This window comes from Rhodanobacter sp. BL-MT-08 (genome assembly GCF_054161255.1).
On sequence record NZ_CP167872.1, the window covers coordinates 1,024,986 to 1,042,691 of the forward strand.

The 17,706-nt window shown below is 60.1% G+C and carries 11 protein-coding genes; 6 read left to right on the forward strand and 5 right to left on the reverse strand.

Features of this window, described 5'->3' with window-relative positions:
• Positions 1 to 48 precede the first annotated feature (48 nt).
• Complete coding sequence (locus tag ACDK93_RS04290) at positions 49 to 3,201, forward strand: glycosyltransferase (protein ID WP_458071355.1); 3,153 nt, start codon at positions 49 to 51, stop codon at positions 3,199 to 3,201.
• A gap of 460 nt (positions 3,202 to 3,661) precedes the next feature.
• Here ACDK93_RS04290 and ACDK93_RS04295 read toward each other — a convergent pair whose 3' ends face one another.
• Entirely contained in the window at positions 3,662 to 4,594 is a 933-nt protein-coding gene (locus ACDK93_RS04295; RefSeq protein ID WP_458072337.1) for a glycosyltransferase family 2 protein, read from the reverse strand.
• 52 nt (positions 4,595 to 4,646) lie between these two features.
• On the reverse strand, positions 4,647 to 6,449 hold the full coding sequence (locus ACDK93_RS04300) for a hypothetical protein (RefSeq protein WP_458071356.1): 1,803 nt from the start codon (positions 6,447 to 6,449) through the stop codon (positions 4,647 to 4,649).
• A gap of 440 nt (positions 6,450 to 6,889) precedes the next feature.
• Here ACDK93_RS04300 and wecB point away from each other — a divergent pair, with 440 nt between their 5' ends.
• Entirely contained in the window at positions 6,890 to 8,029 is a 1,140-nt protein-coding gene (gene wecB, locus ACDK93_RS04305) for a non-hydrolyzing UDP-N-acetylglucosamine 2-epimerase (protein WP_458071357.1), read from the forward strand.
• 76 nt (positions 8,030 to 8,105) lie between these two features.
• Positions 8,106 to 10,187 (forward strand): glycosyltransferase, encoded by a 2,082-nt coding sequence (locus ACDK93_RS04310; RefSeq protein WP_458071358.1) that lies wholly within the window; start codon positions 8,106 to 8,108, stop codon positions 10,185 to 10,187.
• A 275-nt stretch (positions 10,188 to 10,462) separates the two neighbouring features.
• On the opposite strand, the gene ACDK93_RS04315 is transcribed toward ACDK93_RS04310, so the two are convergent.
• Together ACDK93_RS04315 and ACDK93_RS04320 are read right to left on the reverse strand one after the other, a co-directional pair.
• A complete protein-coding gene (locus ACDK93_RS04315) occupies positions 10,463 to 11,407 on the reverse strand; it encodes an electron transfer flavoprotein subunit alpha/FixB family protein (RefSeq protein ID WP_458071359.1) in 945 nt (314 codons plus the stop codon).
• 56 nt (positions 11,408 to 11,463) lie between these two features.
• Positions 11,464 to 12,210, reverse strand: coding sequence for an electron transfer flavoprotein subunit beta/FixA family protein (locus ACDK93_RS04320; protein WP_458071360.1), 747 nt, complete (start codon positions 12,208 to 12,210; stop codon positions 11,464 to 11,466).
• Positions 12,211 to 12,499: 289 nt separating this feature from the next.
• On the opposite strand from ACDK93_RS04320, the gene ACDK93_RS04325 reads away from it, so the two are divergent.
• The gene (locus tag ACDK93_RS04325; protein ID WP_458071361.1) at positions 12,500 to 13,486 is read left to right on the forward strand and encodes a glycosyltransferase family 2 protein; all 987 of its coding nucleotides are present in this window, start codon (positions 12,500 to 12,502) and stop codon (positions 13,484 to 13,486) included.
• A complete protein-coding gene (locus ACDK93_RS04330; protein ID WP_458071362.1) occupies positions 13,479 to 14,414 on the forward strand; it encodes a glycosyltransferase family 2 protein in 936 nt (311 codons plus the stop codon). The genes ACDK93_RS04325 and ACDK93_RS04330 overlap by 8 nt, the downstream gene beginning before the upstream one ends.
• A 44-nt stretch (positions 14,415 to 14,458) precedes the next feature.
• Here the strand turns inward: ACDK93_RS04330 and ACDK93_RS04335 are convergent, their stop codons facing one another.
• The gene (locus tag ACDK93_RS04335) at positions 14,459 to 16,060 is read right to left on the reverse strand and encodes a 4Fe-4S dicluster domain-containing protein (protein WP_458071363.1); all 1,602 of its coding nucleotides are present in this window, start codon (positions 16,058 to 16,060) and stop codon (positions 14,459 to 14,461) included.
• 179 nt (positions 16,061 to 16,239) lie between these two features.
• On the opposite strand from ACDK93_RS04335, the gene ACDK93_RS04340 reads away from it, so the two are divergent.
• Positions 16,240 to 17,637, forward strand: coding sequence for an amidase (locus ACDK93_RS04340; protein WP_458071364.1), 1,398 nt, complete (start codon positions 16,240 to 16,242; stop codon positions 17,635 to 17,637).
• The last annotated feature ends 69 nt before the right edge of the window (positions 17,638 to 17,706 follow it).

A 17,706-nucleotide genomic window follows, 5' to 3' on the forward strand; every position in this document is an offset into this window, starting at 1 on the left:
TGAAGTGGTGTCCCGCGATCGATAGGGCTAGCTTTCAGGAACTGCATCTTGCGCACTACGCTGAATATCCAAGACCCGCTGTTCATTTCCGCGCCCAACGGCGGCGGCATCCTGTACGCACATCGCCATCTTCTGATACCGCTGATCGAGGAGGACGCCACTGGCTTGTCGATCATGGCCGACGGCTTGCTGTGGAGCGTACAGACCGCGGGAGCTCCCATTTTTCGGCGCATCAGGCAAGGGCAGTTCGGAGCGATCGAGCTGGGGACAGCGCCGCTGGATCTGCACGACGTACTGGTCCACGATTGCGGTACCTATGCCGTATTTACAGAAACAAACCAGGTCGTAAAGCTGGGGGATGATTTCAAGGTCGAGGAGAGTTGGTCGTTTGGCGACGAACCGGATTGTGCGCATGTCAACTGCATTGCGATGTACGAGGGCCGATTGGTTTGCTCGTTGTTTGGAGCGTTCACCACGCATAGGGGCTACAAACACCAGACACGCAAATCTGGCCGTGTCGTTGATGTCAAAACCGGCGAGGTATTGATCGACCGACTGTCGCAGCCGCACTCGCTGGTCGTAGCAGGCGACCGGCTCTGGTTGTGCAGTTCGGAAGATTGTTCGGTGCAATGCTACGACGAGCATTTTCAACGTCTGCGGGAGGTAACGCTGCCCGGTTACACGCGGGGTCTGGCTGTTGGCGCGCATCTCATCTATGTCGGCCTCAGTCGCTCAAGAAATCTCAAGTCGGGCGAAGCCGGTGAGTTCGGTTCTGCGGTGGTTGCGTTGCTTGATCGCGAGTCGCTGAACGTCATCGGGTACATGCCGATACCTTGGAACGAGATTTACGATATCAAGATCGCTCCCTCGGCCGACGTGGTTGCCGATGCCATGGCATCGGCGTGGGTCTATGAGCGTACTTTGCATGCAGCGCAAGTAGCCGATCTTCAGCGCGAGTGGGGCGATAGCCAGAGGACGCTGGCGGAGCGGGAAAAGGAACTGCGGCTATCGAAAGAATCTCTGTTGGCGCAGCAAATTGAAAGCCGGGGCGAAATCGTCAAGCGCGAAGCGCGAATCCAGTTACTCGATCAGACTCTTGAACAAGCGCGTGCCGAACTTGCGCTAATCAAGTCCAGTCGATCGTGGCGCTGGACCCGGCTTCTGCGGGTTATCCAGCGTACGATCCAGAATCGTGGTCTGAGCCTCGAAGATCGTCGCAGGCTGCTTCGGCTTCCAACTGCCAGCAACGCTGCTGCATCCGGGGATCAGCGGGAGGTCACCGGCTCGCCACGCGTCTGGTCGCCTCCCACGGACGTGTTACCCGCGCCCCGGGCACAAGCGAGCCGCGACTTTTTTTTCTGGGCTGTCATCGACTGGCACTTTCGCATTCAGCGGCCGCAGCAATTGGCGCGTGAATTGGCTGTGGCGGGCCACCGGGTGTTCTACGTTTCAAATAATTTTATCGATCGCCCTGAGCCTGGATTCAGCGTCGAAGCGCTTGATGATGACAGTCGTCTCTTTCAGATTCACCTGCATCTGCAGGGTAGCCCCACCATTTATCACGCGGCCCCGAGCGCGTCGGCCCAGGCGCAACTTAGTGCCGGCGTTTGCCTGCTTCTCGCATGGACGAAAAGCGCGGCTTGCGCCTCGCTGATCCAGCATCCGTACTGGATGGAGACGGCTCAGATTTTGCCCAACCAGCGACTGGTCTATGACTGCATGGATCATCATGGCGGCTTTGCCGACAACTCCGAAGAGGTCCTCGCGCGCGAACATGAATTGATGCGCGACGCTGATCTGTTGGTTGTGACGTCCGACTGGTTGTACGACGAGGCGGGAAAATACAATCCGCGACGTACCATCATCCGCAACGCTTGCCAGTATCAGCACTTCGCCAATCCGCCCGCAAAGATTTTCAAGGACAGACAGGGTCGTAAAGTGATCGGCTACTACGGCGCCATTGCCGAATGGTTTGATCTGGATCTGATGGAAAAGGTCGCGCGGAAATTCAGTGACTGTCTTTTGCTTCTCGTTGGTGCCGATACCAGCGGAGCCCACCGGCGGCTGCAGCCGCTGGGCAACGTAGAGTTCACCGGCGAAGTACCCTATGCGGACCTGCCGTATTACCTTGAGGGGTTCGATGTTTGCCTGCTTCCTTTTCAGGTGATTCCGCTCACGCTTGCGACAAATCCGGTAAAGGTCTACGAGTATTTGAGCGCAGGCAAGGAGGTGGTCTGCGTCGATCTGCCGGAAATTCGCCAATTTGGCGACCTGGTGCGCACGGGAGCTGACCATGCGTCTTTTATTGAGGCGGTAGCTGCCGCCCTTGGGCAATCTGCCGATCTTTCGTCCGTTGCGAATCGTCGAAGCTTCGCCGCGGCCCAGACGTGGGCGCACCGCGTGCGTGACCTGGTCAGCGCTATCGATGAATTACCTCAGCCACGGGTAAGCGTCATCGTCGTGACCTACAACAATATTGAGCTGACCAAGGCCTGTCTCGACAGTATCGAGCGCTACAGCGATTACAGGAATCTCGAAGTAATTGTGGTTGATAACGCGTCGGTTGACGGAACGCCTGCCTATCTTCAAGAGTGGGTGGAAAAGGCCGACGGCAGACAAATCGTTCTCAACGCGGACAATCGCGGATTTGCTGCGGCAAATAACCAGGGATTGACTCAGGCGAGCGGTGATTACCTGGTCATGCTCAATAACGACACGTATGTCACGCCGGGTTGGGTTGCCAAGCTGCTACGCCATCTGCAGCGCTCGGACACGCTGGGCATGGTCGGTCCTGTGACCAATAATATTGGCAACGAGGCGCGTATCGACATTCGATACAGCACCATGGACGAAATGCGCGCAGCGGCAGCCGAGTTCACGACGCGCCATGCCGGGCAGTTGACTCCGCTTCGCACCGCGGCATTTTTCTGCGTCATGCTTCGTCGCTCGGTTTACGAAAAGGTCGGACCGCTGGATGAAATGTTCGGGATAGGCTTTTTTGAGGACGACGATTATTGTCGGCGCGTCGAGATCGCCGGCTGGCACATTGCGTGCGCCGACGATGTATTTGTTCACCATCATCTTTCCGCGTCTTTCGACAAGATGAAGCAGGGAGCGCGCCAGGCGCTCTTCGAGAAGAACAAGGCAGCGTACGAAGCGAAGTGGGGCGCATGGACACCGCACGCGTATCGGCGAAGTTAGTGCGTTTGGGCAACGACTCGGGCGCCGATAGCCTTTGATTGCCGACTAATCCTGGTCTACGGCTGCACGTTATGTGACTCGTGAATGTTCTATGTGCTGCGCCCCCGAGATAAGCTACTTGCACCGCGCGCATCCCGGAACTATGTGCGCCGCAGGCCCAAGCCCGAACAGCGTGAAGCTATTCGTGACTGCGGATAGCCTCTGCGTATAGCCCAACCGTCTGAATGGGGCTGCTGAACCGCAATGCAATGACTGGGCTGGATGTTTGCAGGCAGAGGTTTGGATCGGGAATCTTTACCGCAGAAGAGCGTGGTGCATACGGTAGCGCCAGGGAAAACAGCGGCTCGCCGCTGGCGCAATGTGAAACACTTCTCGTATCAGGTAACTCCAAAAAACGAGGGGCTTCGGTGATAGCCAGCATCGTCAATCCGTGCCGGGGCAGCAAATGCCCCCGCAGCTGTCAGTGATCGCTCTCGAAAAATGGGTAAGAAAGGTAAGCCAGCGCTTTAATCTCCCGACGCCCGCGTGTCACCGTATCGAGAATGAGCCCGGTGACAAAGCTGAGGGAGCTGAGCAGCATGATGCCGGTAGCCAGGATAGCGGTGGGGAAGCGTGGCACGAGGCCGGTCCGTATGTATTCTTCCAGCAAGGGAAATCCCAGCGCTAGTGAAACAACCGCCAGCGCTGCAGCAATTGCTCCGAAGAATGTCATTGGCCTTTCGTGTTTGAACAGCTGCACGATCAGAAGCAAGATGCGTATACCGTCTTTATACGTGCTGAGCTTGCTGACGGAGCCCTCAGGGCGGCCGCCGTAATAGCCCGACAGATGTCCTACCGGCATCTGCATCTCCAGGGCGTGAACGGTCAGTTCGGTTTCTATACCGAAGCCGATTGAAGATGCCGGGAATGACTTCACATATCGTCTTGAAAAGACCTTGTACCCCGACAACATATCCTGCACCCGATCACCAAAAATCATTCGTACCGCGCCCGTCAACATACGATTGCCGAGCCGGTGGCCGGCCCTGTAAGCCTCGGTTGCCGTCGCCCGGCGCACGCAGTTGACGAGATCGAGCCGGTCGTTGATCGCCATATCAAGCATCTGAGTCGAAATGGAGGCGTCGTACGTCTGGTCGCCATCGACGATCACGTAAAAGTCGGCTTCAATATCACGGAACATCCGGCGCACCACGGCGCCCTTGCCCTGCTGCGATTCACTTCGAACGATCGCGCCTGCCGCCAGAGCGTTCGTCTTCGTGGCATCGCTGGAGTTGTTGTCGTAAACATAGACGCGTGCATGAGGCAGCGCGCGCTTGAACGACTCAACGACACCCGCAACGGTTGCTCCTTCGTTGTAGCAGGGAATCAGTACGGCAATATCTGGCCTTGGCATCGATCCATCCTTTTCAAAATCAGCGGTTGCCGTGGAGCCGTGGCTTGGCGTTCTACTCTTGATGCGCTGGCTTCGCAGCAGTTGCTTCACCGAAATGGCCAGTCAGCATGTGAAAGGCTTCCTTGCCATCGCGCTGCATGAAATCGGTTTCGCTGACCGTGTGAACTCCGGCTGCCGCAAGCGCCGCGGTGTAGGTATTCCGATCTTTTTCGTTCCAATAAACCAGGCGTATTTCCGGCCGGTTTGCGTTGGCGGCATGAGCTGACGCAATCGATGCTGGGCTGATATCCAGAAGATAGGGAACGCGGTTTTCCGTCAGCAGAGCGAAGGACATGAAAAACCCCCATTCTGGAAATGCATAAACGGCGTGCTGGCCTGTGCTTAGCGCCTGCTCGGCCAGGATGGTCAGCGCGTTGGATGATCTCCCTACGCCGCCCGTGCGCTCCAGCTCGTTGAAGTAGTGCTGCTGCTGAAGAAAATTGCCGCCCACAGCGAGCAGGGTGAAAGCAAGGATCAGTATTTTGCGCAGTCGGTAGCCTTCCGCTGGACGTAGTGCATTGACTATGCGGCCCAGCAGGAGCGCCAACAGGATGTACATCAATGGTGTCAGCAGCGCAAAGTGGTGCGCTCCCAAGCGGCCGCCGAAGACGCTCGCCACGGCGAGATAGGAGAGCGGCAGCAAGACCATCATCAGGTCCACATTATCCTTGCGGCGCCGGTACACGCTCATGGCCAGCGTTCCCACCATCCCCAGGGCGCTGACTACAAGAAGATAGATCTTTGCACTGCCCCATGCCGAATGCAGAGAGGCACCGAGCGTCATCATTTCATTTTCGTGGTTTGTCACAGCCAGCTTTGCAAATCCGAATACGATGCCTAGGTTTCTTAGAGGGCTGCCACTTCCCTGGAGGGGTTGCAGCGTGTTGAGACCGGAGTGGATGCTCTGCATCAGCTGCTGGAAACCTCCCACGGCCAGATACATCGACAGGTAGCCCAGCAGGTAAGGCGCCAGCCCTACTGCGACTCCAAGGCACCAGACAACCATAGCTTTTTTGCGGGAGGCAGCCTGTCTCAGCGTTATAGCCACCATCGCTGGATAGAAAAAAATCTGCACGAAATAGCCATAGGCTGCGAGTCCGCAGAACAGCCCTGAGAAAAAGACTCGGCGGCTACTGATGCCGGCATCGCTCGTTTCACTTGCCTTTTCAGGCAGCAGTATCAGCAGTGCCACGGTCAGCCAGGCAAAACCGCCCAAGACAATGTAATTCTGATCCCGGAACGATCCGATGAATGCGATATCGGTGGCAATTGCCAATCCGCAGGCCAGAGCCAAGGCGCCTGACCGGGTAAGCCGCGACACAATCGTGGTGCTGGCTGTCACGATGATCAGGCCGAATAAGGCCTGCGCCAGGCGGATGCTGGTGACCGATGAACCGAGAACGGCCAGAACCGGGATGGCTAGATAATAATTCTGTACGCCATGGTAGTAGTTCCCCAATATATTGAAGAAATGCGTCGGAAGTTCGTAGACCGGGTTATGCAGGCCTGGATTTAGTATGCGGGCAGCGAGGTAGTCGGGATTGACCTCGTCCATGTACAAACCGGGTAAGCCAATGCTTCTGAGGCTGCAGAGCAAAAACAGTAATGCGACCGGTAGGCAGGGATAGTCGCGCAGACGCCGCCAGGTAAGTTGCATGAATTGTCGCGCTGTCATGGGTGTGGTGCGGGTCCAGACCATCGTCGTGAAATAGCAGATCGCGTGTCTGCCGCCCTGGCGGTGCGTGCCATCTTTACATTGTTCCGCGTTCGAAAAAGCCGTCGATCCGGCCTGCTCATCTGCAAAGTGATAGATCAAGTGACGATGTTAGCAAACACGCTCTGGTAAATAGGTCAGATGCAATGAGCCTTGCGCTGACGCTCATTATATGGTTCTGACGAAAGTCCCTTCGCAGCGCCGTCGAATACTTCAGGTGTGCCGAAAAGGTGGACTGGCCTCGCCAACACGCTGGGCGCAGTTCCACCGGTCGCTGATTGAGTCAGTTAATATCGAGCGCCTGTAAAGGCAGTCGGTGTCGGGGCAGCCCAGTGGCGCCATGGTTGGCATTTTAAGGAATCGCGCATGCACGGCGCCACGCAATTCGATCGAACCGGGATAGACCGACTGTTCTCTTGCTGGTTTTTTGTCACGGCTGGACGGCGCGAGCTCATCCGGCAGCATGGTTCTACCGTAGCTTAGAAGTACCCTTTGCCTTGATGCAGCGTTAGTACCGGGTTGGAGCCAGAACCGTAGTCGCCATGACCAAAAAAAAGCATTTGCTCTGCATCATCGGAACACGGCCTGAGGGCATAAAAATGGCGCCCTTGATCAAGGCGCTGAAACACGAGCCGTGGGCCAGGGTTACGGTACTGGCCACAGCCCAGCATCGGGGTCTGCTTGATCAGGTGTTATCGCTGTTCGGCATATGCCCGGACATGGATCTCGACATCATGCGTGACAACCAGACGCTGCCTCAGCTCACAGCCAGACTGGTCACGGCGCTGGACGATGCGTTTGCGGACATTTCGCCAGACGCTGTGCTGGCACAGGGAGATACGACGACGGTGATGACCGCGGCGTTGGCAGCATTCTACCGACATATCCCTTTCGGCCATGTCGAGGCGGGCCTGCGAACGCATGATCTGGACAACCCGTTTCCGGAGGAAATGAACCGGCTGATTGCCGGTCATCTTGCGCGTTGGCATTTTGTACCGACGCAGAGATCGCGTCGAAATTTGCTGCGTGAGGGCATTGCGGACTCCTCGATCCATGTCACGGGCAATACGGTGATTGACGCCCTGCTTGAAGTCGCAGCAAAGGATTGGACACTTGACTTGCCACTCGATCCCGTCAAACGACTTGTATTGGTGACCGCTCATCGCCGCGAAAATTTTGGCGAGCCGTTGCGCGCCGTATGCAGGGCCATCCGCACCTTGATCGATCGATATCCTGATATTGAGGTGGTCTATCCTGTGCATCCCAATCCCAACGTGAAGGCGGTGGTGTGCGAACTGCTCGACGGGCACCCGCGCATCCACTTATGCGAGCCGCTCGACTACGCACCTTTTGTCGAAGCGCAGAAACGGGCATTCCTGATTTTGACGGACTCTGGCGGCGTGCAGGAGGAGGCTCCGGCGCTCGGCAAGCCGGTTCTTGTGATGCGTTCGGAGACGGAACGCCCCGAGGCGGTGGATGAAGGTGTGGTCCGGCTTGTCGGTACGGACGAAGCGTTGATCGTGTCCGAAGCCTCCCGCCTGCTTGACGACCCACAGGCGTATCGCGACATGGCGATAGGCGCTTCACCTTACGGTGATGGCAAAGCGTCGCAGCGCATCGTCAGCGTACTGCGCGATGCACTTTGCATCGCCGGTGACACGGCACTGCTGGAAGTGCGATAAGCATGCGACTATCAGGAACATGAGTGTGATTGAGCCGCTTGCCCGATACCCACGCCGAGTCGCCCGGGCTCGGCGCATGGTCGACTACTTGCTGGATTCTTTACGACTATCTTTAGCTTCGGCGCGTGATCTTTATCGCCGGAGAGCTCTTGCGCCGCCGGCCGTTCCTGTCGTTCCCAAGCTGAAAGATTTCGAACCCGCGGCTGAGTCAAGGCCACAGAAAGAAGCGGTATATCCATCCTTTCGCTATGAAAAAGCGCCCCTGGTCAGCATCGTAATACCGGTATACAACCATCTGGATCAGACGGTTCGATGTCTGCGCTCGCTAGCATCCGTAGGCGCAAATTGCACGTTCGAGGTCATTGTTGTCGATGACGGTTCAACGGACGGTTCCGCAGAGTGGCTTAACGTCTGCCTGAATGTCCGGCTGCATCGAATGCCTGCCAACGGCGGCTTCGTCGCTGCGTGCAATGATGGGGCTGCTATCGCACGCGGCTACTATCTGGTGTTCCTCAACAACGATACCGAGGTGACGGCCGATTGGCTTGATGCGCTGATTCGGTGTTTCACCAGCGAGGCACGCTGTGGAATGGTAGGCGCCAAATTGGTTTTTCCAGACGGAAGTTTGCAAGAGGCCGGTGGCATTGTGTTTGCCGACGGTAGCGCCTGCAATTACGGCCGCGGCGGTAATCCGCAGGATCCCCGATACGATTTTGTGCGCGAGGTGGATTACTGCTCGGGTGCGTGCGTTGCCATACCCAAGGCGCTATTCGAAGAGCTGGGCGGATTTGACCCGTATTACGCGCCGGCCTATTACGAAGACACCGATCTGGCTTTTTCGGTGCGTGCGGCAGGCTATCGTGTGATCTATCAGCCACGCGCCTGCGTTGTTCACTTCGAGGGTCAGACGGCCGGCACAGACGTTGCTCGAGGGGCGAAACAGTTCCAGGCAATCAATCGCAAAAAATTCATTTCCAAGCGGCGATCGGCGCTCTCGGGGCAGCCGTCCCCTCTCGATTTTTCCCAGCACCCCGAATGTTCTGCCACCCATCGCGGTGGCAGGCGCGTGCTGATAGTGGATGCGCACTATCCTCACGCGGATCGGGATTCCGGTTCCCTGCGCATGCTTAACATGCTCATTCTTCTGCGTGAGCTGGGTTGCCACGTGCAGTTCTGGGCTCAGCAGGGAATGTATCGGGATGATTATTCCAAGGCCCTCGAAGAGCATGGTATAGAACTCGTCATACCTCGATCGCGGGGCGAAGCATTGCGCTGGTGGTACGACCATGGCTCTGAACTGGACATCGTGCTTATGTCCCGACTGCCGGTTGCGCTTGGTTCGATGCGGTTGGTACGTCGCTACGCTTCCAAAGCATCGATTATTTTCGATACCGTCGATCTGCATTTTTTGCGGATCGCCAGAGGCGCCGCACTGCACCTCAGCAACAAGGAGGCCGTGTGGGCCGATGAACTGCGGCAGAAAGAGCTTGGCCTGATGCAGCAAGCCAACCTGACGCTGGTCGTGAGCGAATATGAACAGGCCCTGCTCCAGCAGCTCGTGCCTGCGGTAAACGTAAAAGTACTTTCCACCATCCATAAGGTCCATGGTCGCCAGTCAGCTTTTTCAGGACGATCCGGGCTGCTTTTTTTGGGAAATTTTGAACACGATCCGAACGTCGACGCGGCGCGCTGGCTCGTCGAGACAGTGATGCCGCTTCTTCGGGATCGTATTCCCGGCGTCAAGCTGCATATCGTTGGTTACGCGGCCGATGTTGCACTCGCCGGTTATGCTGGCGGGGACGTACTGGTTCATGGGTACGTTGCTGATCTCGCGCCCATTTTTACAAATATCAAACTGGCATTGGCGCCGTTACGTTATGGCGCAGGAGTCAAGGGCAAGATAAACATGGCGATGAGCTACGGCGTTCCTATCGTCACCACGACGATCGGTGCGGAAGGGATGGATCTGCTCGACAGACGTGATGCGATGATTGCCGACGATGCCCAGGATTTTGCCGACGCCATTGTCGAGGCCTACGATGATGAAGGCCTCTGGATAAGCCTTTCCGACTGCGGGATCGATAACGTAAAGCGTCATTTTTCGCCGGAAAAAGCACGAGACGTACTGAAAGATATTTTGTGCCTCTCAGCCAGATGAAATGACCGAAGGCAGCCTCGGGTTTACCCAATGAGAGCAGGCAGGTTTTGCCTTTCCAGGGCGCCAGCAACTTCTCAGTGCAGGCGCCAGCCAACGTGCAGGGACAAGGACTGCCTCTGAGCAAATGCTGATTCAGTGAAATACTGTCCAAACCACCCAGAGCGAACATTGGTGGATGCCTTCTTCGGATGGCTCCATCAAGTGGGCGCCGTTAGGAAAATGGGTGGCATCGTCAAGCCGCCCATTTCAGGTTATTGGCGGCAGCTCGCTTTCACTTAACCGATAGCCTGTTCCAGCTCCGGCAGTACCTTGAAGAGGTCGCCGACCAGACCGATATCGGCGATCTCGAAGATCGGCGCTTCGCCGTCCTTGTTGATGGCCACGATGGTGCCAGCGTCCTTGATGCCCGTCAGATGCTGGATGGCGCCGGAGATGCCGATGGCCATGTACAGCTCGGGGGCGATGATCTTGCCGGTCTGACCGACCTGCATCTCGTTGGGCACGTAGCCGGCGTCGACGGCGGCGCGCGAGGCGCCCACGGCGGCGCCGATCTTGTCGGCAAACTTGTAGATGATGTCGAAGTTCTCTTTCGAGCCGACGCCACGGCCGCCGGAGACGACCTTGCCGGCGCTCTGCAGGTCGGGACGATCGCTGCTGCCCTGCTTCAGTTCGATGAAGCGCGTATGCGTTGGCAGCGTGACGTTAAGCGAAAGGGCTTCAACCGGCGCACTGTTCGCGCCACTGTTGGCGGCCGGCCACGAGGCCGTGCGGATGGTCGCGACCACGGCATGATCGGCATTGGCCTCGACCGTGATGATGGCGTTGCCCGCGTAGATCGGCCGCTTGAACGTGTGGCTGGATTCGATAGTCATGACGTCGCTGACCTGGGCCACGCCAAGCAGGGCGGCGACGCGCGGGGCGACGTCCTTGCCGAACGTGGTGGACGGTGCGAACACGTGGCTGTAGCCGTCGGCGGCCTTGGCGATCTGCGGCGCCAGCACGGCGGCGAGCGGATGCGCGTTCTCAGGCCTGGCGACGGTCAGTACCTTGCTGACGCCTTCGATCTTGGCGGCTTCGGCAGCGACGGCGTCGATGCTGTCACCGAGCACCAGCACATCGATGGCTTCGGCCTTGACGGCGACGGCGGCGCTCACCGCGCGGGCGGTGGAAGAATTGAGTTTGCCGTCCAGATGTTCGGCAATGACGAGAATCTTGCTCATGGGAAATCTCCGGGATTTCTATATAAATGTCGGGCGGCCAGATATCAGGTTGCGAGTTACAGCAAACCTTTCTGCTTCAGCGCCGCGACGAGTTCGGCGGCATCTTTCACCATCACGCCCTTGCCGCGCTTGACCGGCGGCGCGTAGTGGGTGGTTTTCAGATGGTCATGTGCCTCGACGCCCAGCGAGGCGAACTCGATGCTGTCGATGGGCTTGGACTTGGCCTTCATGATGTCGGGCAGCTTGATGAAGCGTGGCTCGTTGAGGCGCAGATCGGTGGTGATCACGGCCGGCAGCTCGACTTCGATGGTTTCCAGGCCAGCATCGACCTCGCGCGTCACCGTTGCTTTGTTGTCTGCAATTTCGACCTTGCCGGCAAAGGTGGCCTGCGGGCGATCCCACAGCGCTGCGAGCATCTGGCCGGTCTGATTGGCGTCGTCGTCGATCGCCTGCTTGCCGACGATAAACAGCCCGGGCTGCTCCTTTTCGATCAGCTTGAGGAACACCCGCGCCGCCGTGAGCGGCTGTACGGCGTCGGAAGTGACCACGTGAATCGCGCGGTTGGCGCCCATGGCCAGGCCATTACGCAGATGGGCGGTGAGATCGGCCGGGCCGATACCGACCACGATGACCTCCTCGGCGACACCTTTCTCGCGCAGGCGCAGCGCTTCTTCCAGCGCAATATCGTCGAACGGATTGGCCGACAGCTTGACGCCGTCGGTGACCACGCCGCTGCCGTCGGGTTTGACCTGAATGCGCACGTTGTAATCCACCACGCGCTTGTAGCCGACCAGAATTTTCATCAACGATTCCTCTAAATAATGTCCACGGGGACGCGTGTAGCGATGAGACAGTGCACTATTCTAACCCGAGCGGACGTGCCGGCCCGACTGCCTTGAGGTCTTTGAAGCGGCTATCCGGCGGGTTTGCGAGTTATTGCTTCGGTATCATGCTCGACCCCCGCGTGAAGCGGAGACGAAAATCGCCGTTTAAAACGATCCCGGCGTTCAAGCGGCATTTGGACGCAGCAATCGGACGACGGCGTATCTGGACGGTCCCGCTTCACTTTCGCGCTTTTCTCAACGAGCAACCATGCCGCCACTGCGCCTTTCCATTGTGATGTGCACCTACAACGGAGCGACGTATCTGCAGGCGCAGCTCGATAGCCTGCTGGCGCAGACACGCTTGCCCGACGAGATGGTGATCAGCGACGACGCGTCGACCGATGGCACGCCAGCAATACTTGAAGCATTCGCCGTGACCGCCGGCGGTCTTGGCATCGACGTGCGCGTGTCGCGCCACACCAGCAACGTCGGCTTCGTGGAAAATTTTTCATCGGCGCTGCGTCAGGCCAGTGGCGACGTGGTGTTTCTTTGCGATCAGGACGATATCTGGCGCGCCGACAAGCTGGCCGTGATGGCGGCGCGATTCGCGCAGGATCCGGACCTGCTGCTGCTGCACAGCGATGCGCGGCTGGTCGATGCGCAGGGCAGGTCGCTGAACTGCTCGATGTTCGAGGCGCTGCAGATGACGGCGCAGGAAAAGCAGGCCATCCACGATGGTCGCGCGTTCGAGGTTGTGATGCGGCGCAGTTTCGTCACCGGCGCGACGGCCGCTATGCGCCGCGAGGTGATCGCGCTGGCGCTGCCGATCGCGGCGGACTGGATTCACGATGAATGGATCGCGGCGGTGGTGTCGGCGGTGGGAAAATTAGATTTCGTCGACGCGCCACTGATCGACTACCGCCAGCACGGCGGCAACCAGATCGGCGCTCGCAAGCGCACGCTCGCCATGAAGTGGCAGGATCTAATTCTTCCACGCGGCAAGTTTCTGGCTGACGAAGCGATGCGGCTTAGGCGCCTCGAAATGTTTCTGATGCAGGCGAGTTTCTTCGATGGCGCGGTGCGGGCGGCGCAGGTTACGCACAAGCGCGCGCACTTCGAGCGGCGCGTGGCGATTGGCCGTCTGCCACGCTACCGTCGAGCGATACCGGTGCTGCGCGAAGCGCGCGCGGGCGACTATCGACGCTTTGGCACCGGCGCGCGTTCAATGCTGCGGGATTTGTTGCGCCATGACTGATACCGCCGCGATCGATACATCGACGGTATGCGCGGTCATCGTTACCTATCAGCCCGATGCGGTCGCCCTGAATGCGCTGCTCGACGCGGTGACGCCGCAGGTCGGCGCCGTGGTGGTGGTCGATAACGCCAGCGATGGCGTCTGGCAGCAAGCCATCGAGCACAGCCGACCGGATGTCGCCCTGCTGCGGCAGCCGTGCAATGTCGGGCTGGCGGTTGCGCAGAATGCGGGCATCGACTGGGCGCGCACGCACGGCTACCGCCACGTGCTGCTGCTGGATCAGGACAGTGAGCCGGGTGTGGGTATGGTGGCGGCTTTGTTGAAGGCGCTCCAGGCGCTTTCAACGGAAAACAAGGTGGGTGCTGTCGGCCCGCGTTTTCACGACGGGCGCGAGGATCGCGATGCGCCGTTCGTGCGTGTGGGCTTTCCCCGCAGCCAGAAGCTGTGGTGCGAAACCGATGCGCAGTGCATCTCCTGCGACTTCCTGATCAGCTCTGGCGCACTGATTCCGCTGGACGTGATCGATCAGGTTGGCGCAATGGATGCCGGGCTGTTTATCGACAACGTCGATATGGAGTGGAGCTTCCGCGCTCGCGCCAGAGGTTACGCCTTGTATGGCGTCTGTGCCGCGACCATGCATCATCACCTGGGCGACGAGCGGCGAGCGCTGCCGTTTGGCTTGGGCAAGATCGTGGTGCACGGACCGTCGCGGCTGTACTACATGATGCGCAACCGGCTGCGGCTGTACGGCATGCGGCAGACGCCTTTCGTCTGGATCGCGCAGGACGTGCCGCGTGTGCTGGTGAAGCTGCTGCTTTTCGGCGTGCTGATTGGCCCGCGCTGGCGCAACCTGCGTTTCATGCTGCGCGGACTGTGGGACGGATTGATGGGCCGGCAGGGCGCTTGCCCGGCCGACCTCTTGCGCTGATACATCCGAAACCTTGCCGCCGCGATGGCGCGACGGCAAGGCAGTTACATGTTCTGGTAATTCGGCCCCGAGCCGCCCTCCGGCGTCACCCAGTTGATGATCTGGTACGGGTCCTTGATGTCGCAGGTCTTGCAGTGCACGCAGTTGGCGGCGTTGATCTGCAGGCGCTTGCCGGCCGCATCGTCGACGATTTCGTAAACGCTGGCCGGGCAGAAGCGCGTGCAGGGGTTGCCGTATTCCTCCGCGCATGTCGTGACGCAGATCGACGTGTCGGACACGTGCAGGTGGACTGGCTGATCCTCGTCGTGCTCGGTCGCCGCAAAGTACACGCCGGCCAGACGATCGCGCGGCGGCAGCGTGCGCTGCACGTAGTCGCGCTTGGGTTCTTCCTGCGCGCCGAGCTTGTGCAGCGACGACCAGTCGGCCTTGTTCTTCAGCGTCCACGGTGACGCGCCGCCGAGCGCGGTTTCCCACGCGGCGTTCATCAGGCCGAACCACAGGCCCTTCTTGAACGCCGGCTTGATGTTTCGGACCTTCTTCAGTTCGGCCACCACGTCGGAGGCGCGCAGCTTCGCGTCGAAGCCGGCGGGCTTGAAGTCATTCGCGGCCAGATGCTCGGCGGCGAGCATGCCGCTCTTGATCGCCTGGTGCGTGCCTTTGACCTTCGGCACGTTGAGCAGGCCGGCGGTGTCGCCGATCAGCAGCGCGCCAGGCATCTCCACATTGGGCAGCGACTGGTAGCCGCCGGTGACGATGGCGCGCGCGCCGGCGGAAAGAATTTCGCCGCCCTCGAGCAGCGGCTTCAGCGAAGGGTGGTTTTTCCACTGCTGGAACGCCTCCCACGGTTTGTAGTCGGGGTCGCTGTAATCAAGACCGCTGACGTAACCCAGCGCCACGCGGTCGCCGTCCAGGTGATAGATGAAGCTGCCGCCGTAGGTGCGGTTGTCGGCGGGCCAGCCGAAGCTGTGCACGATCTTGCCGGGCGTGCCGCGACCGGCGGGCAGCTGCCACAGCTCCTTGATGCCGATCGAATAACCCTGCGGGTCCTTGCCGTCGTCGAGCTTGAAGCGTTTGATCAGCTGTTTTGTGAGGCTGCCGCGCGCGCCTTCGGCGAGCACGGTGACCCTGGCCTTGATGTCGATGCCCTGCGCGTAGCCGGCCTTGTGCGAGCCGTCCTTCGCCACGCCCATGTCGCCGATGCTTACGCCGGCGACCGAGCCGTCTTCATTGAAGATGGTGTCGGCGGCGGCAAAGCCGGGAAACACGTCGACGCCCAGCGCCTCGGCCTGCGGTGCCAGCCAGGCGCACATGGCGCCCAGCGACACGATGAAGTTGCCGTGGTTGCGCAGGCCCGGCGGCACCGGCAGCTTGCGCCCACCGTCCTTGCTGAGCAGCCAGAATTCGTCCTCGCCGGCCGGCACGCAGATCGGCGGCGGGTTGTCGCGCCAGCCGGGCAGCAGCGCATCCAGCGGTTGCGGCTCGATCACCGCGCCGGAGAGAATCTGTGCGCCGATGGTCGAGGCCTTCTCGATCACGCAGACGGTGGTCTCGGGTTTTAGCTGTTTCAGTCGGATCGCGAACGACAGCCCGGCCGGCCCGGCGCCGACGACGATCACGTCGTATTCCATCGTTTCGCGCTCGCTCATGGCTGGCTCCGTGTCTACTAAAGTTGTGCGTGGGTCGGTTGCGAACCGATTATCAGGCGGTATTGTCCGGGTTCGTGTGCGGCGCGGCAACGCATGCCATATAACGTGCAATGCTCGCCCGGCTTGCGTTCTGTTAACCGCACCACGCGATAATCGGCCGACATAGTCAAGGAGAGCCCATGAATTCGACGTCGCCGATTGCCGATCTCGACCTGCGCCGCGCCACGCTGTGCCAGCTGCTGCACTGGCTGGCGAGCGGGCGCGTGCAGGCGCGCGCGCTGTCCGAGGTTTATCTGGAGGCGATCGAACGGATCAATCCGGGCCTCAACGCTTTTGTCGATCATCGCCCCAGCCTGATGCAGGACCAGGCGCACATGGCCGATCGCCGCCGCCGTGACGGTGCGATCGGTCGGCTCGACGGTATCCCGATCGCGCTGAAGGACAACTTCGACGTGGCCGGCTGGCCAACGCGCGCCGGCCTGCCCGGGCGTCGTGAGCCGGTCGAGCACGATGCGCACGTGGTGCAGCGCCTGCGCGCGTCGGGTGCGGTGCTGGTGGGTCGAACGAATATGGACGAAGGCGCGCTGGGTACCGTGACCGACAACCCGCATTTCGGTGCCACGCACAATCCCCATCGTCATGGGTATACCGTCGGAGGTTCGTCCGGCGGCGCGGCGGCTGCCGTGGCAGCGGGTCTGGCCGTGGCCGCGATCGGCTCGGACAGCCTTGGCTCGATCCGCATTCCGGCCAGCTATTGCGGCGTCTACGCGCTCAAGCCCACGCACGGCGAAATATCGGCGCGCGGCCTGGTGCCGGCCGCGCGCCGGCTCGATGCCGTGGGTCTGCTGGCACGCGGCGTCGATGACCTCACCGTGCTGCTGCAGGTGCTGGCCGGATACGACGCCGACGACGCGCGCTCGCGCCGGCGCCGCGTGGCATTCGCGCTGCCGGACTGGGAGCCGGGCAATCTTCGCGCGGGCTTTGTGCCCGATTTGGCTGCGGTCGGCGTGCAGCCGGAGGTTATCGAGGTATTCGAAGCGGCCATGGCCAAGCTGCCGCACGCGCTGGGCGATCGGCGCACGGTGGATTTCGACGACTGGGATTTCGCGCGCACGCGTCGCGCTGGCCTGCTGTTGATGGAGGCCGAGATGCTCGGCACGTTCGCAGCCGATCTGGCCGACACGGAGCATCCCGTATCGCCGCGCTTCCGCGACATGCTCGGCTACGCCGCACGCAAGAGTGCCGCCGACTATGCCGTCGCCGATCGCGTGCTCGATGCCGCTACGCTAAAGATGCGCCGGCTGTTCGCTCAGGTCGACGTGCTGATTCTCCCCACCACCTCACAGGGGGCTTTCCCACTCGATGGCCCGATACCGCATTCGCAGGCGGATCTGGCCAGTTTCGCCAGTCTGGCCGGCTGCCCGGCCATCAGTCTGCCGATGGGCACTTTGCCCGACGGTATGCCGATCGGCCTCCAGTTGGTCGGGGCGCGGGGCTCGGACCTGCGCCTGCTGGAACTGGCCGCGGTGTGCGCCGCGACCCTCGACGCCGAGCCGGCGTATCCGGTGATTCCCTGATCATCGCGTACCATGAGAGGCTCTCGATTCACTCGCCCGTATCGACCGGCCATCCCCGCCACTGCGCAT